Consider the following 25,702-nt stretch of genomic DNA (forward strand, 5'->3'; position numbering starts at 1 on the left):
TTCGAAGTAGAAAAGAGGGATTTTTTATGGCCATTTTAGCATTTATTTTAACCTTCATCGTAATGATCGAGCATATTTATATAATGATTTTAGAAATGTTTTTCGCCAATACCAAACTCGCAGCCAAGACATTTGGTGTGGAGAAAGAACTCCTTGCGAATAAGAAAGTACAGACGCTATTTGCGAATCAAGGGCTTTATAATGGCTTTCTTGCGGCAGGGCTTGTGTGGGGATTGTTTTTCGCGGGAGCAGGATTTGCGGAAACTGTGCAGATTTTCTTTTTGAGTTGTGTCGTTGTGGCGGCGCTGTTTGGCGGGGCGACTTCTTCTAAGGGGATTTTGGTGAAACAGGGCTTGCCGGCCGTTTTGGCGTTGGTTACGGTTTTGTTGGTTTAGAAGAGTTTTGAAAAGACTGGGATTTGTATCCTGGTCTTTTTTTATGTCTCATGATAGTTAATTCTTAATACCTTTAGCAAATAAACACAACGCAAACCGTACTAAATAAAGCATCAAAAGTAATACTTCAGACATCTTTAAAATGTAAAATACAGTAAATTTTCCAACTAATTAACACGTTAAACCACTAGCATTTAAGCCACTTTATCCACCAAAGATTCATTTATTTTTTAAAATTTACTAAAAACAGACTTGTAAACGCTTTCTGTTCATGCTAAAATCGAGCTATAAATAAATATCCTTATTCAGGAATGTTACCAACTTGGGCATAACCTAGATAAATGGAGAATTGGCTTTTTGGGCTATTTTTCGATTTATCTAGGTTTTTATTTTGCTAAATACTAACAAAAAGGAGAATAAGATGAAGAAAAATATTTTGAAATTAATGATGGTGTTTTGTGCATTACTACTAATTGCGGGTTGTGGAAATAACTCAAACGCAGACAAAGCATCCAAAGAAACTAAAAAAGATGGTACTGTGACTTTTTATGTTGTACGTCACGGTAAAACAATGTTAAATACAACTGACCGTGTACAAGGTTGGTCAGATGCAGTTCTTACTCCAGCTGGGGAAGACGTTGTAAAAAGTGCTGGTAAAGGCTTGAAAGACGTTGACTTCTCTGCTGCATATAGTAGTGATAGCGGTCGTGCCATCCAAACTGCAAACTTAATTTTGAAAGAAAGTGCTAAATCTGCGGATAAAAAAGTAGAAACAGATGAACGTTTCCGCGAATTTAATTTTGGTTCTTATGAAGGCGATTTAAATGAAAATATGTGGACTGATATTGCGAAAAGCCAAGGTAAAACTTTAGAAGAATGGCAAAAAGCTGGTATCTCTCCAAAAGGATTTGCGGATAGTGTAGCTGCTCTTGATAAAACTCGCGTAAAAGAAGGCGAAAACTGGCCTGCAGAAGATTACGCAACTATCCAAGCTCGACTAAAAGATGGTTTAACAGAAGTTGCTAAGAAAGAAAGCAAAAATGGAGACAGCAATGTATTACTAGTTTCCCATGGCTTAAGTATTGGCGCGCTTCTTGATACAATTGAACCTGGATATAAACTTCCACCAGCTGGAATTAAAAATGCAAGTGTTACAAAAATCACTTACAAAGATGGTAAATTCACTATTGGCGATGTAAATGATTTAAGCTATGTAGAAAAAGGTTCTAAATAAAATCACTGTAAAAGCCCAAATTATTTTGGGCTTTTACTTTAAAAAGAATCTTGTATTTCTAAATAACTATAGATATACTTAGAGAAAATGGAACCTTGGAGGACATCTAGTTGAAGAAACTTACTTTTATTATCATTGGTTTTGCATTTATCTTTATAGCAGGAGTTTTTTGGATTACTAATTCCAGTCACAAACCCGAACAAAATAATACCCAAACCACCACTCAAAAAAAAATAACCCCTGCTAATCTCAAAACAATCTCAGCAAAAACGAAGAAAACCTTGAGTTCCCTAGCAAATTCAGGAGCCGATAAAGCTTCCCTTTCTGAGTTGAATCAATTAATTAAAGAGCTGAACAACTATTCTACCGAAAAAAATGAATCTAGTGACTATATCAAAAACCTGCAAGCATGCTTAGAAGCCGTAAAATCATATAGCACTGGGAAAGCTGATGAAAAAGCGCTTGGAAAAGTATATCCTAACTTTCTTTTAAGCGAACAAAAATTAACTGAAATAGAAAAAACAAGCCAATATGATTGGTTTTATGCAGCAGCAGCGGCTAACGAGCAAGGATTAAAAGAAAACGGCGTCGTTACGTTAACAATGGTTGGTGATAATTCATTTGGCACCTATCCAGAAACACCAGAAAACCTAAAATTTGATAATGTATTCAAAAAAAATAATGGTACTAATACGTATGTTTTTAAAAATTGTCTTCCCTGGTTTAAATCTGATGACTTTACAGTAATTAATGCCGAAAGTGCTTTTACAAATGCTACAAAAGCTGAAAATAAAAAGTGGCGCATTAAAAGCGATCCAGCCCATGTAGCCTTTTTACCAGCGAGTGGCGTGGACGCAGCGAATCTTGCAAATAATCATACTAAAGACTACTTTCAAGTTGGTTATGATGATACTTTAAAAGCTTTCAAAGATAATAATATTCCTGTTTTTAATTCCGATGCACCGCTTGAAACAACGATTAAAGGAATGAAAACTGTGATGCTTGGTTACGATTGCCGAATGAGTCAGCAGTCTCCAGCCTATCTTGAAAGAATTGTAAAAGACGTTAAAAAATATAAAAAAGAAGATACGCTCGTTATTGTTAATATGCACTGGGGCGTCGAATATCGTGAAACTCCAACAAACTACCAAACTCAATTTGGACATGCTATTTTAGATGCTGGTGCTGATATAATTATGGGAGCTCATCCCCACCGCCTGGAAAGTGTCGAAAAATATAAAGATAAATATATTGTATATAGTATGGGCGATTTTGCTTTTGGCGCGGACCCAACTCTCCTTTCAAGGATGACCTCGATGTTCCAATTGCGTTTTACAAAAGAAGCTAATAAAATTGTTTTAAAAAATATTTCTATTGTTCCTACTTACGAAAATTCCGATGGTAGCACAACAGAAAACAACTATCAGCCTCTTCCAGTATTTGGTGAAGATGCTAAGAAAATAGTTGATGAACTAACTCGTATCAGTAAACCCGTTCCAGGTGGAGTAACGGAATATACGTACTTTGATCCGTTTTGATAAAACAAAAAGAGTAGATACCTTGAAAGTATCTACTCTTTTCTTATCTTGCTATTAAAGTGTCACAAATCGCATGGGCCATAATATAAGAAGATACGCTACCAAGCACAAGTTTTTCAACCCGGTTCATTCCGGTAGCTCCACAAATAATTAAATCTGCTTGAAATTCTGCGGGAATATCAGTCGATAGTAAGATTTTAGGATTTCCTTTAGCTACAAAAGTTTCTACTTTCGCCACTCCAGCTCTCCTTGCAATGTCGGCAAATTCATTTACGCTCGTTTTTAGTTCTAATTCCGCTTTTTCTTCTAAACTTCCATCATAAGAAACATTTGGAGAAAAAGCTCGTAAATCAACAATACTTGCAATACCAAGAACACCATCTAATTTCAGAGCTAATTCTAATCCTTTTTCAAAGGCTAACTTCGCTGGTTCCGAGCCATCTACAGCTACAAGAATACGATGATATTTTTCCATAATTATAACCTCCTACAACTTTTCTTATAGTATTCAATACCCTATAAAAATAATTTTAGGCTTCTATTCAGATGTTTAAGATTTGCGTTTTCTGAAAAGAACGAGAGCCGTCAAACTAAGCATTGCTCCTGCTGAAACTAACGGAAGAGTGCCGAATCCTGCATCTCCGGTTTTTGGAAGTGCTTTAGTTTTTGGCTGGTTTGTTTTTGTTCTTACATTTTCATTAGTTGTTAATGTAGTATTATTTGCTTTTTCTTGCACAGTAACTTGTTCTTCTGTGTTTTCACTTTGTATGTCTGGGTTTTTTGTAGGTTCTGAAGGTGATTTTTCATTTTGCGTTGAGGGTTTTTCTTCGGGTGTTGGGGTCTTTTCTTCAGGTGTAGGTGGTGTCGGGTCAACTGTTTCGCCGTCCGCATCAGTGACTGTCACAATAACTGTTACAGGATCTGCTTTTTGGCCGCGCTCATTTTCAGCATTTAATGTTACGGTGTATTTTCCTGGTGTGGTTAAATCTACTACTTTATTAAAATCGCTTGTAAGTGTCGCGTTTCCTGTTACAGCTGAATGAATCTCGGTTAAAAATTCGTCGACTGATTTAGTTGTTGCTTTTTTATAAGAAATGGTAGGATCTGCTGTGATAACAGGTTTTTCATGTACAGTTACTTTTACTGTCACAGGGGTTGCTTTGAGCCCTGCTGCATTTTCTGCGTTTAATGTGACCGTGTATTCGCCCGGTACATCTAGTTTTACGACTTGGTTAAAGTCACTTTGGACAAGAGTGCCATCGTCCGTTTTAGCATGAACATCTTTTAAAAATTGCTCTTCGGTTGTTGCATCGTATTGGTTATAGTCAAAACTTTCATCGGCTGTTAAATCTAAAGTGTGGCTAATATCAAAATACTGATCGTATGTTCCGCTGGAGATTGTATATGAAGTCATGCTTGGTGGTGTCGGATAGCTGCCAGTTGGAAAGTCATAGCGTGCATTATATTCAATTTCGTCAAGGTTATCAAATTCTTCTTTCGTTACGCCACTTACTGTAATGCCATCATCTGTAATTGTAAGACGTGAACTTGGAAGTGCCACATCGTTAAAACCTAAATACGTGTTACTTGCAGAGGTTGACTTAGAAAAAGGAGCAACTGTCCCATCAAAGCTAGTTAATGGCTTTGGCATCATCGAAAATGGTAAATATAACGTTTGGTTTGCTTCGTTAAAATCAAGTTTGCCTGATTTAAGCGTGATGCGCAGATTTGTCCGCCCGGTATTTTGTCCAAATGCTGCTAAAGCTTTTAAGTTACCATTTTTAAAACTCTCAAAATTATTTAAAGGTCGAAAATCATCAATTCCATCAAATTGCACAAAAAGCGTTGTTAATGCTGGCAAAGAGGCTAATGCAGAAATATCCGTGATTTTCATTGAATTTTGTGCGTACAGATAGGTTAGTTTCGGTAATTTATTAAAATTGTTAAAAATATTATGTGTTACTTCGCTGCCACTGATACTTAAGCTCTGTAAATTAACTAGCCCGTTTAAATCTACAAAAAGGCTATCTTTCACATTGTCACCACTAACCGTTATGTAAGTCAAAGATGTTTGGTTTTTAATTGGCTCTAGGGTTTGAATGTTTGTATTGTTAAGTGTAAGTGTTGTAAGATTTTCCGCTTCTTCTATACCGGTAAGATCAGTATAATTACTTCCAGAAAGAGTAACGGTTTTGATTGTTGCTAGTTGGCTTTTAGTGATTGGAGCATTCGTCGTTTGTTTGAGTAGTCCATTCAGATATGCTCTTAAGTTTGTATCAGGAATATTAACGACATCTGATGTTTCATCTGCATGAACTGCCGTTGTAGGATAGATCATTATAAACATACAAATAGTTACGAGAAACAATTTTAGAACTTTTTTCATTTATAATCTCCTTAATGGTTGATTTCTTTCCAAAGTATAACGTCATAAAAATTAACTCTCAATACGTTTTCGTAAAATATTTCACGTTTGATTTGCTTTAATATTCATATTATTCAGTTTATAATATTGATAAATCGCTTTAAATCAACAAAGAAAGCGTTTTATTTCCCAAAAATAAAAAGATTGAAAATTCTATTAACGTAACATTTTGTACACAAATACGGGTTTGCAAATACTAATATTACACTTTCTGTTTCCAATTTATTTAAAAACTTATCAAATTCAGCTTAAAAAACAAGCTCTTTTATTGGAAAAAAGTAGTACGCTTACCATCATTCCTTCGCCCTATTTATGCTATACTGTTGATATTGACAGAAAAAGGGGTATATTTATGAACAATGAGCAAAACATGAATCAACAAATCGCTTTATTTTACTTCGGCTATAAAGCATTTACAGAGACCGCTGATTTAATTATTGCCAAACATTCACTAAAAAGATTACATCATCGCATTTTGTTCTTTACTGCACGGATGCCTGGACTTACGATTAACGAACTTTTAACCTTTTTAGAAATATCGAAACAAGCCTTACACCAGCCACTTGCAGAGTTAAAAGATCGCGAACTTCTTACAATTGAACAAGGCACTCGCGACAAACGCCAACGCTGTATTTTTTTGACCACAGCGGGTAAAGAATTAGAAAACGAACTCGGTGCTGCACAGCGAAAACAGATGGCAGAAATATTCGCTAATTCCTCTGATACTGATGGGTTACATTTTACCGAAGTGATGGAAGGCTACGCAAAAAACCGACCTGGTGCAGCTTTAATAAAAGACTTTAAGGAGTGACCAATGATGGAACAAATTTTATTCATTCAAACGGGCTTTGGTGTAGATGTCCACGGCCAAAATATAACAAAAGCGGCTGAACGCGCTGTAAGAAATGCGATTTTCACTAATTCAATGCCCGGGATTCAAGGGCTCCTTCCAGAGGGTGATTTACAAAACATGGTAGTGAATATCAAACTAGCTTTACCATGCGATGCTGATAAATTAGACGAAGATACTATTCGCGCAATTATCCCTTATGGTACGGTAACAATCGAAAAAATGGCTGGCGGCATGATGACAACAAGCGGCATTTTCTTGGAAGATAAAGAAGACAAGAACGATTTAATGTATATTGTCAACGCTTCTGTTGAAACTGGATATTAAGAAAAAACCATCTGATTTTTAGTCAGATGGTTTTACTTTTATCAAATAGTCCAAAATAGCTTCTAACATTTGCTTATTATCCCGAGGAACACTTTTAGCTCGCATTAATTCGATGCATTGAACGTATTTACCTGGTGTGATAAATTCCTCATCAATTTGCAAAATAGTCTCTATTCCAGCCTTTTCCATTTCAAAATGAAATTGTAAACCGATAATATTTTCTCCGTATATAAAGCCTTGGTTTAAGCAGCCTTCGCTAGCAAACAAACGAGTAGCACCATCCGGCAACGAAAATGTATCTTGATGCCAGTGAAATACGTCGAGCGATTCGGGAAAGAACGCTAATTTTTCCGATGTTCGCTTAATAGGAAACCAGCCGACTTCCTTTTCTTTATTTACCGTAATCTCACTGCCAAAAGTCGCTGCAATTTGCTGAGCACCAAGACATACGCCAAATACCGGTTTATTTTGCTCACTTAATCGTCTTATCAAGGCCCTCTCTTCCACTAACCAGGGAAATTCAGCTGTATCATTTATCCCCATCGGTCCCCCAAGCACAATTAAAAAATCCGAGTCTTTTGGAACATGTTCATTTTCTTCAAATAACGTATGTATCTTTAACTGATGCTGATTTTCTCTCGCCCAATTCGCTATAAGTCCAGGTCCTTCGTGCGGCACATGTTGCAATACATCAATAATCAATTTATCAGCTCCCGTCATTTTTTTCTATTATGACGGAATTTTAAGTTTTCCGCAACTAGGCTAAATCTTTTGCCATTTTTACTTTGAATCTTGATATTTTTCGAAAACTTGTTGTTTGATTGCTCGGTAATTCTTTACTTCATCCTTACTTTCGGAAATAAAATCGTATTTTTGAACTTCGCCAAGTTTGTCAAAATCTGCCAGAGCGCCTTGTTTTTCTTGGAGCTTTTCACTGAATTTACCATAACCCATGCTAACTATAGAACTTATTTTATCGTCACCCTCGTTTAGAAACAAGGTATATTCTTCATTTTTTTCAAGTGCAATATAGTTTTCAACCGCGACATATTTATCATCACTTAAATACCACGGTTCCGAAATATTTACTTTTTCGCCTTTTTTAAAATTACCTTTGTAGTTTTTTAAAATCTCTACTTCACTAATCGTACTTCCATTTTTACCGATGTCTTTATTCTGTAGAAATTTCACTTTAACAATAGAATCACTGTTGGCTGCTAGTTCATCCAAATTTGCTGGAATAGTGTAGTCCGCCCGTATAGAAATCGTCTTCGAAATGGCAGTTTCTTTCGTTACTTCTTCGTTTTGTGATGAACACCCATATAATAAAACTGCGAGTAGCATAAGTGGCATTAGAACTTTTTTCATGTTGATGTCCTCCAGATTATGTTTGAGTTTTTGAGAGAGTTGGTAAAAGCAATATTTTAATGGATATAAATTGAAAATGTGATTTTTAAATGTGAGCAAAGATTATATATTGGGCTTTTATTTCATGATGAGTAACTAAAACTCAGTTATAGCTCAATCAATACCTTTATTTGCAATAAAATTTACATTTCACAATAAGTAACTAAAACCTATAAGCTCATTTGATGAATGGGCTTCAACCTTATTTACATTTCACAATAAGTAACTAAAACCCGTGCGCTTTTCTTCTTACTCCCATCTTACCTCAAAAGGCTGTTTCTGTCGACCTGTTCAAAATCAGATAAAATCTACTTTTGCCAGCATACTTTTTCAAAGCAAATATCTCTAAACTCCGCTTCCTCCAAGCATTCACAACTTTCTGTCGGTCTTCAGTGTTTTTTACGTTACTGCTGGTCGATAGTTTACTAAAAACAAAAAACAGCAACTCTATTAGTTACTGTTTTCTACTTATCCTTTAAAATAACGGATGCAATGAACGGTTTTCTTGGACGCCTTCGATTGCGCGACCTAAGATTCGTCCGATGGAAATCGTTGTTAGTTTTTCGAATTGTTTTTCTTCTGGAAGGTCGATAGAGTCGGATGTAATGACTTCTTTGATTCTTGAGTTTTGCAAACGTTCAGTCGCGTCTCCAGCCATGACTGAATGGGTTGCGCACGCGATTACTTCTACTGCCCCTTTTTCAAGTAAAATGTCAGCTGAAGTTGTGGCACGTACACCGGTATCGATAATATCATCGACAACGATTGCGACTTTGCCTTTCACGTCGCCGATAACGCTCATAATCTCATCTTCGTGCGGTCTTGGTTTACGATTTAAAATGGCGATTGGCGCATTTAATCGATCAGCAATTCTACGTGCACGAACAACGCCACTATGGTCTGGTGCGACTACAACAACGTCCTCTTCACCGTATTTTTCAATCAAATAATCACCGATAAGTGGAACTGCTGAAAGATGATCGATTGGGATATTGAAAAAGCCTTGAATTTGAGCTGCATGCAAATCAACAGTGATTAAACGATTTGCTCCCGCACGTTGGATTAAGTTTGCCATTAATTTGGCAGTAATAGGTTCTCTTGAGCGTGCTTTTCTGTCCTGACGAGCATAGCCATAATAAGGCATAATTATATTAATTGAGTGCACGGAAGCGCGTTTTAAGGCATCTACCATGATTAAAAGTTCCATTAAGCGTTCATTTACGTTTGCATTCATTGATTGAACAACATACGCGTTAGTTCCGCGGATACTTTCCTCAATATTAATTTTCACTTCTCCATCACTGAACTTCTGGAGCTCCACCTCACATAAAGGTATATCTAGATAATCTGCAATTTTTGTCGCAAGTGGTCTCTCACTCGTCACAGAAAAAAGTTTCATTTTGCCTGTCATTGCTATCTCCTTCCGCCGTACTAATTTCTTCTCCTTATTATTATATAGAACTGTCTGAGGGTTGTCTACTAGCTAAAAATTCTTCCCGGAAATAAAACAAGCATTAGCGCGAACTAATGCTTGTTTCACTATATTGCAATTAAAGAATGTCGCCGAACCAATGAAGTCCGTAATATACAATCCAAGTATACCACTGAGTCCCTACAGCTAGTGAAGTTACTTCTACAGCATCTTTTGGTATATTATAGCCGATTTGACCAGCAAGTTCCGTCATCAGTGGTGCCGCTGCGCCTGATAGGTAGAGGGTAATAATGACGATAACGATACCTGTGAAAATCCCTCTAAACAAATTACCTTTTGAAGGAACAATGGCAAAAATCATATAGAATGGTAATGCCGTTAAATCAGCTAAAGGTAATACTTTATTGCCTGGTAAAATGAACGCTAAGATTAAAGTAATTGGAATCATTAACAGTCCAAGTGAAAGTACAAATGGGTGTCCAATCCCAACCGCTGAATCTAGTCCGATGAATAGTTCGCGACCCGGAAACCTTTTTTCCATGAATTCATGGGCAGCTTCTGAAATAACTGTAAGACCGTCCATTAAAAGCGAAACCATCCGTGGAATAAGTACTAAACTAGCTGCAATCGTTACTCCGGTTTGCAGTACTTGGCTTAGTGGCATTTGCGCAATTGCTGCAAGTCCACCACCGATAATTAAGCCCATCAGCATTGGTTCGCCGAAAATACCTAAACGGGTTTGAACTTTCTCTGTGGACCAATTGATTTTTCTAACGCCAGGAATTTTTCCAAGTAACCAGTTCATCGGATAACCAACAAGAGCCCACCCAGAAGTTTGAATTTGTGGTAAGGAAATTCCATCCAAACCTAATACATCCTCTACATCTTTTTGCGTCCAGTCAGCGATTTTGAAAATAATTGCCATATTAATAATCGAACTAAGAATCGCAATAATCATACTACCAGTTGTTAAGTAAAGTGCACTCGCGATAAAAAGCGGCTGCCAGTAGTTCCAAATATCAACATCCATTGTTTTCGTCCATTTAAAGGCAATCATTAAAATATTAGTTGCAATAATTGCTACAAAAACAAATGGCACTACTTCAGTCCCCCATGCGAGTGACGAGCCAACTCCCCAACCAATATCCGTCGCGGTTAATTTAAAATTATAGTTCTCTACCAGTGCTTTCGTTACTGGTGTAATGGTCGTTAACATAAGTGAAGTAATAACGCCTAGCCCAACAAAACCAACACCAACCGTTAATCCCGCTTTAAAAGCTACACTAATTTTCTTGCGGAAAATCACACCTAGAATGGTAATGATAATTGGCATCATAACTGTTACACCAAGCCCAATAATATACTTAAAGAAATCTAGAATAATATCCATTTTGTGCCCTCCCTTTAATCTTGAAGTATCGCGAGTATTTCATCGATTGTTTCTTGTTTTTTAAGGCCTGTTAAAAATGATCTTCCAATGACAACTGGTACATCACCAACATCGCCTGTAACAGTCGTTGAGCTAACAATAATGTCTGGCTTGGATGTGCTTACTTTTGAAGCTACTTCTTGAACCGTGCATTGACTAATTTCATATGGAATGCGCTTTTCATCTAATACCGCACGTACTTTTTTGGAAATAACTGTGGAAGTCGCAATTCCAGTCCCACAACATACATAAATTCTCTTCTTTTTCATCTTAAAATCCCCCTATCATTCTGGGAAAAATAGTACTTTCCCGAAAAATTCATTTCTTTCATAGATTCGCTCAAAAACTTCTGGTCCTTCAGCAAGTGAAAGACGGTGTGTAATCATTGGCTCAATGTTGATTTGTTTGTTAGCTAGGAAGTGAATGGTTGTTTGCCACTCTTTTCCTGGAAATGGTGCGGAAATTGCGTTCCATGAACCCCAAACTGTAAGCTCACTCCGCACAATTTTTTCAAAATAGAAACGTTCGATTGTTACATCGGCATATGGAATTCCTAGGAACACGACGCCTCCACCTTTTTTCGCATAGGCAAAAACTTGAGCGGATGTAATAGGTGATCCCGCGGCTTCTACAACTAAATCAGCGTTTAGACCATCTGTATGTGCTGCGACTACTTCTAATGGATCTTCTTTTAAAGAATTAATAACTACGTCTGCTCCCACTTCTTTCGCAAGAGCTAACTTTTTATCGTCTACATCAATCGCAATAACTCTTCTTGCCCCAAAAACTTTTGCCCATTGAATTGCTAGCAAACCGATATTGCCGCTTCCGACAACGACGACATCATCGCCTGCTTGTAATTTCGTATGATAAAATCCATGAACGACCACTGCGGAAGGTTCTACAAGTGCAGCCGCTTCATAATCTAATTCGTCTGGTATTTTTACTACATTTTCTGCTGGAAGTTTGATATACTCAGCATAGGCTCCGGGATGTCTTGCTCCGATTACTGTTAGCTTCCGACAGCGGGCGAATTCGCCTTTTTTACAGTATTCACACTCTCCGCAATAGAGTGCTGGGCATCCGGCAGCCCTATCACCAATTTCAATATCAGTTACCGCACTACCAACCTCAATCACTTCTCCTGAAAATTCGTGTCCCCACACCATTCCCGGTACATACGGACCAAGTTTACTGTATCTCGAAATATCTGATCCGCAAATTCCAACCGTTTTTACTTTCAAAATAACATCATCTGGCTGTTCGATTGTTGGCATATCTGCGTCTTCATAACGCAAATCTCTTTTTCCATATAATTTTAAAGCTTTCATTCTGTTAAAACTCCCTTCGATAACTTTTCCAAATTCGCTTCGATATCGCCTTCAAATAAATAAGATCCTACAACGATTAAATCTGCGCCTGCAAGTGTACATTCTTTCGCAAGTTCGTCATTTACTCCGCCGTCTACTTCGATTTGAATAGGACGATTTCCAATATACGCTTTGGTTTTTCTGATTTTTTCTAAACTTGATTGGAAGAATTTTTGACCACCTAAGCCTGGATTTACAGTCATAAGCAAAATACAGTCAATATCATCTAACACGTATTCTAGAGTGCTTGGTGGTGTACCTGGATTTAACACAACTCCAGCGCGCACTCCGTAACTTTTAATTAGTTGAATTGTACGATGTAAGTGAGTTGTCGCTTCTTGGTGGACTGTAATCATATGGGCACCAGCTTCCACTAATCTTGGAATATAACGATCTGGTTCATACACCATCATATGCACATCAAATTGAAGTTTTGTGCCTTTTTTCATCATTTTGATTTGATCAGGACCAAAAGCAATGTTTGGGACGAATGAGCCATCCATCATATCCACATGTAATAAATCAATGCCATTTTTCTCTAGAACCTCTAACTGTTCATTAATTCTGCCAATGTCTGCTCCAAAAACAGACGGAACTATTTTTGCCACTATTATCACCTCAAGATTGAATTTCTATGATTTTTTGTAACTTTTCTTTGTCACTTAGTTTTAATTTTTGCTGACTAAAATGGAGTAATTTAGTTGATTCTGGTGCGTTTCGGGCAGATTTCACCCAAAATTCATTGCGACTTGGAACGAGAATATACCATGGTAGAGCTTTTTTCTCTGTTTGCCACGCTGCATGTAATTCGTCCAGTTCCCACGTTTTCATTTCTGCTAACTGACTCATTTTTTTCGGTAAGTAGTATGCGAGTGTCCATTTGGCGTATAAAATTGTGGTGGCGTATATCATCACTACGAACATGAAAATCAGCATATTTCCTTCAATTAAATTAACGATAAATCTACCAGGGCTTCCTATTAACCAATCTACAAAGCTTGCAAAAAAACTCCCCATTTATTCCCGACCTCCCTTAGTTATTCTTAGAAAAATGTTCTATTGCTGAGAGAACATCTCCCGTTTCTTGCGCTTTAAGTAAGGTCGTCATCACCTCCTCGTCTTGAATAAGTTGAATAAGTGTTTGTAGCATATCTAGTTGTTCGTCAGCACTCCTCAGCGCCATCATAAAGACAATTCTCACATCAATTGCTTCGTTATCAGAGGCCATTTCGATAAAAGAAACTGGTTCTTTAAGTATCCGCACAGCAATAACTGGGCGAATAACGTGTTCACTGTCTGTATGTGGAATGGCGACTCCAGCATGAGCGGTTAGTAATCCCGTTGGAAAAACTTTTTCCCGTTTAATTACGGCGTCTTTGAAACTCGGCTTTACAGCGCCTACCTCACATAACTGTTCCGCCATTTCTGTAAGTAATTTTTCTTTATTTTGTTCGTTTGAAAAGCGAACCATTTCTTCTTTAAAATATTCTAATACATCCAAATTGCATCCCTCCGACTGGCTGCTTGTTTATTTATTTAATAATTTGTTTCCAACGGCACCACCAGGATGGATGACTGAAAACTGCTCTTTTGTGTAATTCATATAGGTCATTAAGCAAACAATTATTGCATCAAAGCTTGCAATAACAGCCATTGTACTTGCCGTTGCTAACATATTAAAAGGATCTGGTTCTTTCTTTACACTTACTGGGAAAAAGATATCTGCTTCGTTGGCGATAACAGATTCTGGGTTTTCTGTTACACCAATCAATGTACTCCCTTTTGTTTTACAAGCAGGAATTAAATTAAGTAATTCGCCTGTATTTCCACCTTTTGAAATGAGAATCAATATATCTTCTTTTTGAAGTACACCGAGAGTCCCGTGCACAGCATCTGATGGGGTTAAAAAGACTGCCGGACGTTCGATACAGTTGAAAGAATGTACTAATTTTTTCGCAGCGACGCCGGATGTTCCACAGCCAGCTACGACAATTTTCCCTGTGCACTCAGCGATTTTTTCAACCGTTTTAACAAGAGCCTCTTCACTTGTTACTTCCGGCAAACGGGAAATCGCATTTGCTTCTTCTTGCCATGTTTGGTGAATATTATCTAAAATAGCTTGTTTATCCAAAATTTATTCATCCTCTCTAATTACTAATTGGTTGATTGTTTGCATGACTTTTTCTTTCGTTACATTTTCGAGCAAATCATCTAAAATTTGGTGATTCTCTGCTAAATGAACGATTTGGTAAAGAGCTTCAATGTGTTGCTCTTTATCCACTGGTGCGATAACTATTACGAAATGAACTTGTTCTGTTTCTGAAAAATATACACCATTTTTCACGACTAAAAGAGACATAGCGAGTCGATTTACCCCTGCATTAGGCATTGCGTGTGGAATGGCAATATCTTCACCGATAATAATGTACGGATCGTGGAATTTATGGTTATCAATCATGGTCTTTACATAGTTCGCTGTAATTGCTTGTTGCAGTAACAGCGGCTGACTCGCTAGACGAATCGATTCTTGATAGTTTTTAACATCCTCACAAATCATGATGTTATCTTCGGTGATTAAATCATGTAAATAGACTTTTTTCACACGTTTATTTTCATTTGTAGCTGTATTCGCTGACAAAATATCAATGATTCCATCTCGTATTGCATTCGGATCATTTATATCGGCGTTACGTTCTACGACTTCCATGATTTTATCAATGTTTGTGAGCTGGTTTCCCATCCCGAAAAGATTTTGTAGCACTTGTTGCCTTAGTTGTGTTTTTTCAATATCGTTCATAAACGGTTGAACAACAAAAACATTTTCGCCATCTTTTAATGGAATAGAAGAAAAAACAATATCAACTTCTGCTTTGAAAAAGGCGTATTCACGAACAGATATAGTTGGATAAAAATGAATTTCCGGGAATAGTTTTACTAAAATATTTTCCATAATTTTTGAAAAAGTAATCCCGCTCGGGCAAAGAACAATCGCTCGTTTTTGTTTATGGTAAATATCATTTTGCGGAATCATATCGCTCCCAATGAACAACGAAATGAAGAATATTTCACCTGCCGGAATTTCGCGACCAATAAATTTCGCAAGTGGATCAAAAGCTTCTTTAACAATAAAGTTAAGCGCCTCGAATTCCTGATTGAATTTTTCATAAAGTGTATCTTCTAAATTCATTTGGTATTTAATCCGGTAATAGGCTGGTTTTAGATGTAAGAGTAATTTTTCAATTAAGATATGTTTGTTTTTAAGTGAAACAAGTGCTTTTTTCTCGAATAGGTCTAAGCATGTGAGGACAACTTTTTCCAAGTCTTCTGTTAATTTTTCAGTTAAGATTTCGCCGGAAAAAATGTTTGTTGTAAGAAGTTGTAATGTGATGAAAAGTCGCTCTTGTTCTGGAACTGGGCCAGTTTTTTCGAGCAAAATATCGGTAATGTGGTATTCTCGCGTGTCTGAAAGTGATTTCTCGTCAATATGAAAAGCAGTATCGATTAAACGCCGGTCTCTGATTCTTAAGAACATCACGGATAGCAAATAGGGTAGTAATTCGATTTGTTCATAGGTGAATTTTATTTGCATCATCGCTTCTGCTTCTTCGAGTGTGCGGCGAATTTCCATTAGTTGGACTTTTTCAATCCCTGAATACGATAGGAAATAGTGCTCTCCTCGAAACATCTCTTTAACGCTACTAACAACTTGTGTCAGAACCTTGCGCAGTTCCCACTCACTGCCTGCTAACTGATAACCCGATGCTCTACTATAAGTGACCGTAGTTTCTTTAGGAAGTAATTTTTGCGCTACTTTTAAATCACGTAGAATGGTGTTTTTGCTTACTTGAATCTTCGTTGTAAAATGGGCGAGGGATAGTTCTTCTTTTGCTGTTAAAAGCATTAGCAAAATTAAATTAGCACGTTCATTTTCAGAAGGTAAGTATTCTACGCTCGGATCTCGAGTTTCTTTCTCAGAAAATAGCGCTGTAAGCTCTGGTTCTAATATAAATCTGCCGTTTTTGGAACGCTTTACTTCTGGATAATTTTTCCACTTGAGCCATTCGTTTACTTTCTGAAAACTATAGCTGATTTGGTAACGCGATAATTTATACTTTACTTCGAGTTGTTTATTTGTAATGTTCGGATTTTTTATGACTTCTTGAAATAGTGTTTTACTTCTGTTATCCAGATACATGCGTCTCCCCCCTTTGATAGCCTAATTATAGCATAGGGTTTGGCGCTTAAGAATGCGCTTTCATCACAAGTTTTCTCCACACACTTCCACAACATGAGAAGGAGATTGTTAATTTTCGTACAATGTAGCATCTTTATTAAAGACACGAATTGCTTCTAATGCTAAAACTTTGTTGGTCATTTGCGAATAAATTTCATAAGGAACGGTTACCGTATCTGCGCCGTTTTCATAGGCTTGCATTACTTGTCCGCTATGTTTAAAGCTCGCTGCCATAATTTGTGTTTTAAGTGCCTTTTTATCAAAAAAATGACGCATTTGAGTAATTTCTTTAAAAGGATCGATGTTCGCCGCGCTCATCCTATTCACGTATGGAGCAACAAAATCTGCACCAGCCAAGGCGGCCGCGATTGCTTGATCAGCCGAATAAATAGCAGTTCCTAAGATTTGAATGGCTTTATCCTCTTTTTTGAGTGTATCAATCACATTAGTACCAGCCTCATGTGCCGGAATCTTAATAGCTATTTTGTCTTTCCCAAATGTAGCTAGTAACATGCGCGCATCTGCCAATATTTCCTCATAGGTAAAACCAACTGTCTGTACAAAAACTTGTTTATCTGTTAGTTCTAAAATACGCTTAATCGCTGTTTCTCGATTACATTTTTCTTTTACTAAAATGGTTGGGTTCGTTGTAATTCCTTTAAAAATGGAGCTGGTTTGAATTTTTTTCACGTCTTCTAAATTAGCTGAATCTAAATGCATTTTCCCTCACCTTTCTTGGATAATTTCTCTAAGTGGCGCCAGTTTTTCTGTATAACTACCTGCCTTGTCGTTAAATAATGCGGCTGTTCCAACGACATAGACATCTGCGCCAATTGGTTCAAGCAACCGAACTGTTTCTTCAAAAATATTGCCATCTACTTCAATTAATGGTTTATTGGTGTGGCTTTCAAGTTCTTTTTGAAGTTTCTTGATTTTTTCTAGTACATGATGCTGGAATTTTTGTCCGGCGAATCCTGGGTTAACGGTCATCATTAAAACCATATCGACTTTCTCTAAAAATGGATAAATCTGTTCAATCTCTGTATCCGGGCTGATGGCAATGGATGGTTTGATTCCTAGCTCCCGAATGTGGTTTATAGTCGCATCGACATCAGGTGAAACTTCTACGTGAAAGGACATATAAGCTGGCTTTATCGCCGTATACAAATCCACAAATTTATCAGGATTCACTGTAGCTAAATGAATATCAAGCAACATATCTGTATTGTTTTTTATATCTTGAAGGACATAGGCGCCCATCGCTGCATTTTCTACAAAAACACCATCCATCACATCACAATGGAGCATCTTTACGTTTGCTTGTTCGAGTGCCCGGAGTTCGTCAGCGAGATGAAGCGAGTCTGCGCACATAATGGAAGCCGCAATCATTTTCATTCAACTCCCTCCTGTTCCTCAAGCTCTGTCAATTTTGCGAGCCTTGTCATATGTCTACCACCTTCAAATTCCGCCGCAAGCCATGTATCAAGTAAGAGTAATGCCAGACTATCGCCAAGAACACGTTCACCAAGACAAAGAACATTACTGTTATTATGTCGCCTAGTCATCATTGCTGAAAAAGTGTCTGAAACGACAGCTGCACGCACGCCTTTTATTTTGTTGGCTGCGATCGACATCCCAATTCCTGTTCCGCAACAGAGTACACCTAAACTATTTTCGGTTGCAACGAAGTGCCCTACTTTAGCGGCGTACTCTGGAAAATCCACGCTCTCTAATGAATAACAACCAAAATCTTTCACCTTGTAGCCGCTTTCAATTAAATGTGCGCGAACTTTTTCCTTTAACTGAAATCCACCATGGTCAGCTGCAATTGCAATTTCCATGTTATCCTCTCCTTTCTCATTTTGATTGTAGCACCAGTATTTCCGAAAATGTTAAACTGTTCGTCACCATTTTTCTCTACTCGACTCCGCAAGATGGTAAATTAGCTCTGTCAACAAAAAAAGGCTGAAAAAGCAATGAGCTCTTTCAACCTTTTGATTTATATCAGCCTCTTAATTCGGCTTGGATTTCTTTTAGTTTTTTAGGAGTTACATCGTCTCCAAGTGGATCAATAATTGTTACGTGATGTAAATTATCTTGCACTGTTCCTCTAATTTTCTTCAAATATTCTTGACGAAGGGCAGCTTGTCTTTCTTTTTCAAAAGCAGTTAATCCTTCACTTTTTTGTTTTGCAGCAAGTTCATTAATATTTTTTAATAACAATTTCATGCTATCCCTCCTATCATTATCGAGTTACTTTTAATAAGTAACTAACCAAATTATAATATAAAGGTCAATAAAAGTCAAACTTCTTTTTCGAGCAGTTTTTCAGGATCGCGTACTTTTGTTTTCTTCCGTTCATAAATAAGATCCATTAATGCCCCCGAACCAAGCAGGACGCCAATAATGATAAAAACGAACCCGACTAGCTGGGGGATTTTAATTGCTTCTCCAAGGAAAAGTAATGCGCCAATTAGTGAAAATAATGGATTGAAATTCATAAAAATAGCCGAGCGTGACGGCCCAATTTTCCCAACCGCATAATTATAAACGAAATTACCAAAGGCCGTTGCAACTACAGCTGAAACAACAAACAAGAGCCACAGTTTCCATGAATGAACCGCCACTAATTCTGACACGCCTCCCGGCTCCATGAAGCGACTTAAAGCAAACAACATAACCGAACCAAGAAACAGCATATATCCAGTCATCAGACCCGTGTCCATTGATCCAGCGAGCTTTTTAATAATAATAAAACTAAAAGCCTGGGAAGCCATCGCGATAAAGATGTCTATATCTCCCAGTGAAATCCCGCTTATCCCCGTCCCATTAGAAAGAACAACCAAACTCACGCCAAAAATCCCTGCTAAAAAGCCGAGCGCACGCCAAGCCCCAATTCGTTCACGGAGAAAAACCACAGAAAAAATCGCTACCACAATCGGCGCAGAACCAAGAATAAGTCCTGCATTCGTCCCAGTCGTCAGCTTCAACCCGTTCGACAAGAAAAAATGATGAATAACAATATTAAAAATACTAGCGAGGAAAATCAAGCCAAATTCCCGCTTTGTAGGCAGACGTAATTTTTTGGTGATAAATAAAATAATAATAACGGTAATCGCTGCTGTGAAAATCCGGAAAGAAGTCATCGTAACAGTCGGAAAATAGCTAACTAATACTTTCGTCATCGTTACGTTAAAACCCCAACTCGCCATCACTGCAATTAATAAAAAATAAAGTCCTATTGGTGCTTTTTCTTTCTGCAAAACAAACACTCCTTTTTTATAGAAAAATGCCCCTTAAATTACTTTAAGGGGCATTTCATAGCGTCATTTTCCGCAGCCTTCCACAAAGCTATAACGCGGAAAATGGGGCAGTGATACTTAAGTCACTGCTTGTAGGCTCATCGCATAGACCCAACTATAGCATGGATAAATTTTTCTGTAAAGCGTTATTTTGTAAACTCTAGCCAAATGGAGGCAATAGCTTCATGTCCTGCTTTGGTGGGATGTACACCGTCCTCAGCTAAATAAGTCGGCCCATGTTTGATAGCGAGGGCGTTCATTAGCCCATCAAGCGGAATAAGCGTCGCGCCAAATTCTGCCGCAAGTTCACGCACAGCTCCAATTTTCGGATCTAAATCGCCGCGCCACTCTTTCCGGTCTTCCGGATATGGTAATACAAACGGCTCCATCAAAATCAGTTCCGCATTTGTTTCTTCTTTCAATCGGCTCAAAATCACGCGGTACACTTCTTTAAACGCCGTCACAGAAGTATCTTCCCATCTGCTAAAACTAAACCACGTATCATTTATACCAATCATAATCGTGACTACATCTGGTTGAAGTGAAATTGCATCCGCCTCAATACGACGATGCAAATCCGCTACCCGGTTCGCACTAACACCTCGATTTATAACCGTTACATCTTCTTTCTCAAGCTGGTCTGCAATCATTTTCACATAACCATGTCCTAATTCGCGGTCATTTTCAAAATCGCGCCCAGCATCTGTCACACTATCACCTAAAAAAAGTAACTTCTTCATTTAGTTCCGTCTCCTTTAAAATTCCTGATGCCTTATTATAACAAAAAAACCTTAAACTTAGACGATTAATCTAAATTTAAGGTTTTTCGAACTTCATTAAAATTGTTTATGCAGTAAATCAAGGACATGACGTAACTCATTAACATCAATTTGCCCAGGAGCCGATGCTTTTTTCGCAGCACCAAATGTCATTGCCGAGCCAAATACTTCGCCAGCAAGACGACTGATAACACCAGTTCCAGCCATCGACATCGTAATGATTGGTTGATTAGCTTTTTCAGATACAGTATTCGTTGCATCTAATAAAGTTAATACGTCTCCAGCAGATTTTGGCATAACAGCGATTTTCGGAAGGTCCGCGCCGAGTGCTTCCATGCGAGTTAAGCGAGAAACAATTTCTTCCTTCGCAGGTGTTTTATCAAAATCATGGTTCGACATCACTACTTTTACATTGTTTTTGTGGGCTGTTTCGATTAAACGTAAAACATCCACTTCTTCATTGAAAAGTTCCACGTCAACTAAATCAATTTTGCCAGTGCCAGCTAGTGTTTCATTTAATTCAAAATAAAATTCGTCACTGACAGCTAACTCGCCGCCTTCTTTTGCACTGCGGAAAGTGAATAAAATCGGCGTTTCTGGTAAAATTGCGCGAATCTCATCTAGCGCAGCTTCCACTTTAACTAAATCTTTTACATCTTCATAAAAGTCAACGCGCCATTCGACAACGTCCAAATCGATTGTTTTTAACATTTCTGCTTCTTCTTTAAGAGCAGCAACCGTTTTACCGACCATTGGTACACAAATTTTTGGCGCACCTTCACCAAACGTAACATTCTTTACGACTACTTTATTCATGTATAATTCTCCTCATTCGATATTATGTCTTAAGATTAGCGATAACCTTGTTCTTTTGCAAGTTTTTAAAATAGGATTTCTTTAATGTAATCAACTGGCATTTCTTTGTGTGTCCAAATTTCGAAAGCTTTCGCACCTTGCCAAAGCATCATGCCTAAGCCGTTAAGTGTTTGACAACCTTGTTCTTCAGCGATTTCCAGCAATCTAGTTTTAGTTGGTTTGTAAACAACATCCGAAACGATTAATTCTGGACGAAGCATATCTGCACTTGGTAGAAGTGTTTCGCCTTCGAAAGGTTTCATCCCAACGCCAGTCGCATTCGTGAAAATCACACTTTCTGCGATTTCTTTACGTAGTTGTTCATGATCTTCCATATCAAATAATTGTGCTTTACAATTTGTTTTTGTATTGATTTTTTCTACTGTTTTTTCAGCATTGGCATAAAAATCATCTTTTCTGTTGAAAATCGAGATTTCTTTCACGCCATCGAGAGCTGCTTGGATGCAGATAGCTGTTGCCGCACCACCAGCACCACAAATTGTCATTTTTTTACCGATAATATCATGACCGGCTTCTTTTAACGCACGCATATAACCAGTGCCGTCCGTGATGTGTCCAGTTAACACGCCGTCATCATTAACAACTGTGTTTACTGCCCCTACAAGTTCAGCCGCTGGAGAAAGTTTATCTAAGTATTTATGGATATTTGTTTTATTTGGCATAGAAACATTCCAGCCGCGTAAGTTCATTGCGCGGAACCCTTGTACAACATCTTTCAGTTCTTTGTCTCCAACTTCAAAAGCAAGGTATACATAATCAAGCCCTAGTTTTGCAAAAGCTTCATTGTGCATTGTTGGTGATAAACTGTGTCTGATTGGAGTGGCGATTAACCCGATTAATTCTGTGTGTCCTGTGATTCTTTCAGTGATTTTGTTTGTCATAATAACATCGTTCCTTTCCAAGTTAAAGTTTATTTGTGAAAATGTGAACTTATATAAAGAGCGAATCTGGCAAAACGGAATCCGCCTTGCCAGTTCGGCTTACAAAGAGCCTATTTTTTCTAATGTAGTTAAAATATTTCTTCCTTCGCGAACGCCTTCCAAGATTTTTCTTGTCGCTGCGCTGTCGCCAATATTTACGATTTCAATTTGTTTTTCTTTTCCGTATGCCGCAAGTTCTTCCATAAGTGGGCGTTCTGGTCGCATTCCTAGGCAGACAAAGCCATAATCAAATGGAATCTCGGCGTCTACTCCGTCATGCTTCACTTTGAAATGATCGGCTGCTACTTCTGTTAATGCCGTTTCTGTTTGCACATCGACATGATTTTTCTCGATAATATCCATCATCGAAAGTCGTGTAATCATATCTAAGTCTTTTCCAAGGATTGGCATCATTTCTACAATTGTAACATCCGAGCCGCGTTCTGAGAAGTACTCGACCACATCAAGACCAACTGCACCACCGCCGATAACTGCGACTTTCTTGTTACTAAATTCGGTAAAGTCATCGATATTCGAAATAAGTCCGAAAATCGAATGAACCTTACTGCCTTCTTTGTCAATCACGTCGAGCAAACCTTTAATTGGTGGAAGTAATGGTTTGGATCCTGTGGCATTTACAACCACATCAGGATTAAATGTATCAATAAGCGCAGTATCAGCTTTAGTGCCTGTAATAACTTTTAAATTGGTTAATTTTTCTGCTCGGTTCGCTAAATAATTAGGGAAATCGGCAATTCTACTTTTGTCTGGAAGGTTGGCAATAGCTCGCGCCAAGCCACCAGTTTGTTCATTCGCTTCAATTAGCGTTGTGTTACAGCCAACTTCGGCCGCCGTACAAGCTGCTTCAAGTCCTGCTGTTCCGCCGCCAATTACGACAACATTGGTAGGATGAGTCACTTTTGTTTCTTTGTATTTATCTTCATGAATAATATCTGGATTTACGGTACAACGGATTGGCTTCGACTTCGAAATCCGATGATCCGCGCAACCGATATTACAAGAAATACATTTTCTAAGCATGTCTTCTTGACCAGTTGCCACTTTGTTCACCCAGTTAGGCTCAGCGATTAAGCCACGTCCCATCGCAAGCAAGTCCGCGTATCCTTCTGACAAAATTTTCTCTGCCGCTTTTGGACTGCGAATGTTACCGGAAGTAATCGTTGGTTTGTTAAATTTATCTTTCACCGCTTTTGCAAGGTAGCTTCTCCAGCCATCTTCTAAGTTCATTTGGTCAATTTGCAAGTATAGGTTGTCATTAATTGCCGCTGATACATTCAAAATATCCGCTTCTTCTTGGCAATAATCTAACAGCTCCAAAATATCTTCTAAATGGTTGCCGCCTTCCGTAAATTCATCTGCACTAAAACGCAGCACGATTGGGAAAAATGGACCGACTTCTGCGCGGACTTTTTCTAAAATCAGTTTGACAATACGGGCGCGATTTTCAGGCGAGCCACCAAATTCATCTGTACGTTTGTTATAAAGTGGCGATAAGAATTGGCATAGTAAGTACGAGTGTCCGCCGTGGATTTCGACTGCATCAAAGCCAGCTTGTTGGGCACGTCTCGCTGCGTCCCCGTATTTATTTACGATTTCATAAATTTCTTCTACTGTAAGCGGGCGTGGCACAGTACCACCTTTTTTAGATGGAATATCAGATGCGGAAACTGGTTGAAGTCCGTTTAAACGTGCTGGATAAGCAGATGCTCCAGCGTGGTTAATTTGGATGGATACACAAGTTCCGTGTTTATGAAGACGTTCTGTTAATTTGTAAAACCCAGGAATGTATTGGTCATTATCGATTCTAAGTTGCGTTGTTCCATTTGTACCATAAGGAAAATCTACACAAGCGTTTTCAATAGTGATTAGACCTGTTCCACCTTTTGCGCGTTGTTCGTAGTAATTCATATGTTCTTCTAAAAATTCGCCATTTAATCCAGCTAGGTTTGTCCCCATTGGTGGCATTATCACACGGTTTTTAATGGTCATTCGTTTTACAGTTAATGGTTCAAAAATACTCGGATAATCTGTCATAATAAGCCTCCTGCGACTATAATCTCAGCAAATGATTTGTTACATTATTCACGTTCAATAATGCACAATCTTATTTCTCTTTCATTATAAGTCAGGAATAATTATTAATCTAATGTATATTTTTCGATTTATTCATAGATTTTTTCTATATAATCGCTTACAATAGAGTTATCAAGGCATTTCAAGGAGGTAGTTTCATGAATTTGCGTCAATTATACTATTTTAAAAAACTGGCTGAAAAAGAGCATTACACTATTGCAGCTGCCGAATTATCCATTACCCAGCCTAGCTTAAGCCATTCTATCGCAGAACTTGAGCGCGAACTTGGTGTCTACTTATTTGAAAAACAAGGCCGCAATATTCGTTTAACTAAATACGGTCGCTTTTATTTAACTTATGTGGAAAAATCCCTCGCCGAACTAGAAAAAGGCGAAAAACTTTTACACGAATTAACGAGCCCATCGCACGGAAATATTGATTTAGGCTTTATCTACACAATGGGTGCACACACAGTTCCAGAACTCGTCCAAAATTTCACCAAAGCTGAAAATCACAAAGACATCACTTTTTCCTTTTACCAAGGCGCGACAAAATCAATTATTCCTGATTTAAAAAATGAAAAATTCGACCTAGCAATCTGTTCCTACGTCGAAAATGAACCCGATATTGAATTTTTGCCATTAACGAAACAAGAACTGGTGATTGTGGTTGCTGAAAACCATCCACTCGCCAAATATGATTCAATCGATTTAAAAGATACCGCAGATTATTCGTATATCTTCTTTTCTGACACAAGTGGCCTCAGACCTCTAATTGATTCTCTTTTTGCTGAAATAAATATTCAACCTAAAATCGGCTGTTATGTAGAGGAAGATACCGCAATGGTTGGCCTTGTGAGTGTTGATTACGGTATTTCTATCATGCCAAAAATCTCGTCTCTCTCGCATTATAACGTCAAAGTATTATCCATCAACGAACCAAAACACGATCGTTTTATCTATCTAGCAAGTTTAAAAAATCACTACATTTCGCCTGCTTCCAAGGCTTTTAAAGATTTCGCATTACGTTACGGTGAAAAGCATTTTCTATAGAAAAAAGGAGCCAACCAAATCGGTGGCTCCTTTTTTAT

The 25,702-nt window shown here is 37.9% G+C and carries 28 protein-coding genes; 6 read left to right on the plus strand and 22 right to left on the minus strand.

The window, feature by feature from the left end; all coding sequences use genetic code 11:
- The first annotated feature begins 26 nt into the window (after window positions 1-26).
- The 3 genes from OC533_RS05740 (at window position 27) to OC533_RS05750 (ending at window position 3,167) form a co-directional block, all read left to right on the plus strand.
- A complete protein-coding gene (locus OC533_RS05740; protein ID WP_194323222.1) occupies window positions 27-395 on the plus strand; it encodes a DUF1304 domain-containing protein in 369 nt (122 codons plus the stop codon).
- Between the two features lie 421 nt (window positions 396-816).
- Window positions 817-1,629 carry a histidine phosphatase family protein gene (locus tag OC533_RS05745; RefSeq protein WP_003760599.1) on the plus strand — a complete coding sequence of 271 codons (813 nt, stop codon included), beginning with the start codon at window positions 817-819 and terminating at the stop codon, window positions 1,627-1,629.
- A 110-nt stretch (window positions 1,630-1,739) separates the two neighbouring features.
- Complete coding sequence (locus OC533_RS05750) at window positions 1,740-3,167, plus strand: CapA family protein (protein WP_194323221.1); 1,428 nt, start codon at window positions 1,740-1,742, stop codon at window positions 3,165-3,167.
- A 43-nt stretch (window positions 3,168-3,210) separates the two neighbouring features.
- On the opposite strand, the gene OC533_RS05755 is transcribed toward OC533_RS05750, so the two are convergent.
- Together OC533_RS05755 and OC533_RS05760 are read right to left on the minus strand one after the other, a co-directional pair.
- A complete protein-coding gene (locus OC533_RS05755; RefSeq protein WP_194323220.1) occupies window positions 3,211-3,642 on the minus strand; it encodes a universal stress protein in 432 nt (143 codons plus the stop codon).
- Window positions 3,643-3,717: 75 nt separating this feature from the next.
- Window positions 3,718-5,553: a LapB repeat-containing protein gene (locus OC533_RS05760; protein WP_194323219.1), complete on the minus strand. Its 1,836-nt coding sequence runs from the start codon at window positions 5,551-5,553 to the stop codon at window positions 3,718-3,720.
- A 391-nt stretch (window positions 5,554-5,944) separates the two neighbouring features.
- On the opposite strand from OC533_RS05760, the gene OC533_RS05765 reads away from it, so the two are divergent.
- Both OC533_RS05765 and OC533_RS05770 read left to right on the plus strand, forming a co-directional pair.
- Window positions 5,945-6,403: a MarR family transcriptional regulator gene (locus OC533_RS05765; protein ID WP_003770608.1), complete on the plus strand. Its 459-nt coding sequence runs from the start codon at window positions 5,945-5,947 to the stop codon at window positions 6,401-6,403.
- A 6-nt stretch (window positions 6,404-6,409) separates the two neighbouring features.
- Window positions 6,410-6,769: a Lin0512 family protein gene (locus OC533_RS05770; RefSeq protein ID WP_003770606.1), complete on the plus strand. Its 360-nt coding sequence runs from the start codon at window positions 6,410-6,412 to the stop codon at window positions 6,767-6,769.
- Between the two features lie 18 nt (window positions 6,770-6,787).
- On the opposite strand, the gene OC533_RS05775 is transcribed toward OC533_RS05770, so the two are convergent.
- From OC533_RS05775 to OC533_RS05870, 20 genes are all read right to left on the minus strand, one after another.
- On the minus strand, window positions 6,788-7,471 hold the full coding sequence (locus OC533_RS05775; protein WP_185500780.1) for a type 1 glutamine amidotransferase: 684 nt from the start codon (window positions 7,469-7,471) through the stop codon (window positions 6,788-6,790).
- Between the two features lie 78 nt (window positions 7,472-7,549).
- Window positions 7,550-8,137 (minus strand): hypothetical protein, encoded by a 588-nt coding sequence (locus OC533_RS05780; protein WP_262265239.1) that lies wholly within the window; start codon window positions 8,135-8,137, stop codon window positions 7,550-7,552.
- A gap of 514 nt (window positions 8,138-8,651) precedes the next feature.
- Window positions 8,652-9,587 carry a ribose-phosphate diphosphokinase gene (locus OC533_RS05785; RefSeq protein ID WP_003765526.1) on the minus strand — a complete coding sequence of 312 codons (936 nt, stop codon included), beginning with the start codon at window positions 9,585-9,587 and terminating at the stop codon, window positions 8,652-8,654.
- Between the two features lie 139 nt (window positions 9,588-9,726).
- Window positions 9,727-10,998 (minus strand): PTS galactitol transporter subunit IIC, encoded by a 1,272-nt coding sequence (locus tag OC533_RS05790; RefSeq protein WP_194323218.1) that lies wholly within the window; start codon window positions 10,996-10,998, stop codon window positions 9,727-9,729.
- A gap of 14 nt (window positions 10,999-11,012) precedes the next feature.
- Window positions 11,013-11,306, minus strand: a complete 294-nt coding sequence (locus OC533_RS05795; RefSeq protein WP_003721293.1) for a PTS sugar transporter subunit IIB — start codon at window positions 11,304-11,306, stop codon at window positions 11,013-11,015.
- Window positions 11,307-11,321: 15 nt separating this feature from the next.
- On the minus strand, window positions 11,322-12,368 hold the full coding sequence (locus OC533_RS05800; protein ID WP_003765522.1) for a galactitol-1-phosphate 5-dehydrogenase: 1,047 nt from the start codon (window positions 12,366-12,368) through the stop codon (window positions 11,322-11,324).
- Window positions 12,365-13,015 (minus strand): ribulose-phosphate 3-epimerase, encoded by a 651-nt coding sequence (gene rpe / locus OC533_RS05805; RefSeq protein ID WP_010990453.1) that lies wholly within the window; start codon window positions 13,013-13,015, stop codon window positions 12,365-12,367. Before rpe ends, OC533_RS05800 begins: the two co-directional genes overlap by 4 nt.
- A 10-nt stretch (window positions 13,016-13,025) precedes the next feature.
- Entirely contained in the window at window positions 13,026-13,424 is a 399-nt protein-coding gene (locus tag OC533_RS05810) for a hypothetical protein (RefSeq protein WP_033533374.1), read from the minus strand.
- Window positions 13,425-13,440: 16 nt separating this feature from the next.
- Window positions 13,441-13,908, minus strand: a complete 468-nt coding sequence (locus OC533_RS05815) for a PTS sugar transporter subunit IIA (protein ID WP_010990452.1) — start codon at window positions 13,906-13,908, stop codon at window positions 13,441-13,443.
- A 27-nt stretch (window positions 13,909-13,935) separates the two neighbouring features.
- The gene (locus OC533_RS05820; RefSeq protein ID WP_033533376.1) at window positions 13,936-14,538 is read right to left on the minus strand and encodes an SIS domain-containing protein; all 603 of its coding nucleotides are present in this window, start codon (window positions 14,536-14,538) and stop codon (window positions 13,936-13,938) included.
- A gap of 3 nt (window positions 14,539-14,541) precedes the next feature.
- Window positions 14,542-16,602, minus strand: coding sequence for a BglG family transcription antiterminator (locus OC533_RS05825; RefSeq protein ID WP_194323217.1), 2,061 nt, complete (start codon window positions 16,600-16,602; stop codon window positions 14,542-14,544).
- A 108-nt stretch (window positions 16,603-16,710) separates the two neighbouring features.
- Window positions 16,711-17,361, minus strand: coding sequence for a transaldolase family protein (locus OC533_RS05830; RefSeq protein ID WP_194322481.1), 651 nt, complete (start codon window positions 17,359-17,361; stop codon window positions 16,711-16,713).
- A 6-nt stretch (window positions 17,362-17,367) separates the two neighbouring features.
- Window positions 17,368-18,036: a ribulose-phosphate 3-epimerase gene (locus tag OC533_RS05835; RefSeq protein ID WP_194322483.1), complete on the minus strand. Its 669-nt coding sequence runs from the start codon at window positions 18,034-18,036 to the stop codon at window positions 17,368-17,370.
- Window positions 18,033-18,482 (minus strand): ribose 5-phosphate isomerase B, encoded by a 450-nt coding sequence (gene rpiB, locus OC533_RS05840; protein ID WP_185539322.1) that lies wholly within the window; start codon window positions 18,480-18,482, stop codon window positions 18,033-18,035. The genes OC533_RS05835 and rpiB overlap by 4 nt, the downstream gene beginning before the upstream one ends.
- 163 nt (window positions 18,483-18,645) lie before the next feature.
- Window positions 18,646-18,870, minus strand: coding sequence for a DUF896 domain-containing protein (locus tag OC533_RS05845; protein WP_003721282.1), 225 nt, complete (start codon window positions 18,868-18,870; stop codon window positions 18,646-18,648).
- Between the two features lie 74 nt (window positions 18,871-18,944).
- Complete coding sequence (locus OC533_RS05850) at window positions 18,945-19,904, minus strand: DMT family transporter (RefSeq protein WP_010990448.1); 960 nt, start codon at window positions 19,902-19,904, stop codon at window positions 18,945-18,947.
- Window positions 19,905-20,089: 185 nt separating this feature from the next.
- Complete coding sequence (locus OC533_RS05855; protein WP_185539320.1) at window positions 20,090-20,683, minus strand: SGNH/GDSL hydrolase family protein; 594 nt, start codon at window positions 20,681-20,683, stop codon at window positions 20,090-20,092.
- Between the two features lie 96 nt (window positions 20,684-20,779).
- On the minus strand, window positions 20,780-21,538 hold the full coding sequence (gene aroD, locus OC533_RS05860) for a type I 3-dehydroquinate dehydratase (protein ID WP_185539319.1): 759 nt from the start codon (window positions 21,536-21,538) through the stop codon (window positions 20,780-20,782).
- Between the two features lie 65 nt (window positions 21,539-21,603).
- Window positions 21,604-22,479, minus strand: a complete 876-nt coding sequence (locus tag OC533_RS05865) for a shikimate dehydrogenase (RefSeq protein ID WP_003770572.1) — start codon at window positions 22,477-22,479, stop codon at window positions 21,604-21,606.
- Between the two features lie 99 nt (window positions 22,480-22,578).
- Window positions 22,579-24,573: an NAD(P)/FAD-dependent oxidoreductase gene (locus tag OC533_RS05870; protein ID WP_003760554.1), complete on the minus strand. Its 1,995-nt coding sequence runs from the start codon at window positions 24,571-24,573 to the stop codon at window positions 22,579-22,581.
- 197 nt (window positions 24,574-24,770) lie between these two features.
- Between OC533_RS05870 and OC533_RS05875 the strand changes: the two genes are divergently transcribed.
- Window positions 24,771-25,664, plus strand: coding sequence for a LysR family transcriptional regulator (locus tag OC533_RS05875; RefSeq protein ID WP_149050699.1), 894 nt, complete (start codon window positions 24,771-24,773; stop codon window positions 25,662-25,664).
- Window positions 25,665-25,702: the final 38 nt, after the last annotated feature.

The organism is Listeria sp. Marseille-Q6474 (assembly GCF_946902005.1).
Classification (GTDB): domain Bacteria; phylum Bacillota; class Bacilli; order Lactobacillales; family Listeriaceae; genus Listeria; species Listeria innocua.

Coding starts and splice junctions, on each gene's coding strand:
- OC533_RS05740 (WP_194323222.1), top strand. CDS start 27: ATGGCCATTTTAGCATTTATTTTAACCTTCATCGTAATGATCGAGCAT.
- OC533_RS05745 (WP_003760599.1), top strand. CDS start 817: ATGAAGAAAAATATTTTGAAATTAATGATGGTGTTTTGTGCATTACTA.
- OC533_RS05755 (WP_194323220.1), bottom strand. CDS start 3,642: ATGGAAAAATATCATCGTATTCTTGTAGCTGTAGATGGCTCGGAACCA.
- OC533_RS05760 (WP_194323219.1), bottom strand. CDS start 5,553: ATGAAAAAAGTTCTAAAATTGTTTCTCGTAACTATTTGTATGTTTATA.
- OC533_RS05765 (WP_003770608.1), top strand. CDS start 5,945: ATGAACAATGAGCAAAACATGAATCAACAAATCGCTTTATTTTACTTC.
- OC533_RS05770 (WP_003770606.1), top strand. CDS start 6,410: ATGGAACAAATTTTATTCATTCAAACGGGCTTTGGTGTAGATGTCCAC.
- OC533_RS05780 (WP_262265239.1), bottom strand. CDS start 8,137: ATGAAAAAAGTTCTAATGCCACTTATGCTACTCGCAGTTTTATTATAT.
- OC533_RS05785 (WP_003765526.1), bottom strand. CDS start 9,587: ATGACAGGCAAAATGAAACTTTTTTCTGTGACGAGTGAGAGACCACTT.
- OC533_RS05790 (WP_194323218.1), bottom strand. CDS start 10,998: ATGGATATTATTCTAGATTTCTTTAAGTATATTATTGGGCTTGGTGTA.
- OC533_RS05795 (WP_003721293.1), bottom strand. CDS start 11,306: ATGAAAAAGAAGAGAATTTATGTATGTTGTGGGACTGGAATTGCGACT.
- OC533_RS05800 (WP_003765522.1), bottom strand. CDS start 12,368: ATGAAAGCTTTAAAATTATATGGAAAAAGAGATTTGCGTTATGAAGAC.
- OC533_RS05810 (WP_033533374.1), bottom strand. CDS start 13,424: ATGGGGAGTTTTTTTGCAAGCTTTGTAGATTGGTTAATAGGAAGCCCT.
- OC533_RS05825 (WP_194323217.1), bottom strand. CDS start 16,602: ATGTATCTGGATAACAGAAGTAAAACACTATTTCAAGAAGTCATAAAA.
- OC533_RS05830 (WP_194322481.1), bottom strand. CDS start 17,361: ATGCATTTAGATTCAGCTAATTTAGAAGACGTGAAAAAAATTCAAACC.
- OC533_RS05835 (WP_194322483.1), bottom strand. CDS start 18,036: ATGAAAATGATTGCGGCTTCCATTATGTGCGCAGACTCGCTTCATCTC.
- rpiB (WP_185539322.1), bottom strand. CDS start 18,482: ATGGAAATTGCAATTGCAGCTGACCATGGTGGATTTCAGTTAAAGGAA.
- OC533_RS05845 (WP_003721282.1), bottom strand. CDS start 18,870: ATGAAATTGTTATTAAAAAATATTAATGAACTTGCTGCAAAACAAAAA.
- OC533_RS05855 (WP_185539320.1), bottom strand. CDS start 20,683: ATGAAGAAGTTACTTTTTTTAGGTGATAGTGTGACAGATGCTGGGCGC.
- aroD (WP_185539319.1), bottom strand. CDS start 21,538: ATGAATAAAGTAGTCGTAAAGAATGTTACGTTTGGTGAAGGTGCGCCA.
- OC533_RS05865 (WP_003770572.1), bottom strand. CDS start 22,479: ATGACAAACAAAATCACTGAAAGAATCACAGGACACACAGAATTAATC.
- OC533_RS05870 (WP_003760554.1), bottom strand. CDS start 24,573: ATGACAGATTATCCGAGTATTTTTGAACCATTAACTGTAAAACGAATG.
- OC533_RS05875 (WP_149050699.1), top strand. CDS start 24,771: ATGAATTTGCGTCAATTATACTATTTTAAAAAACTGGCTGAAAAAGAG.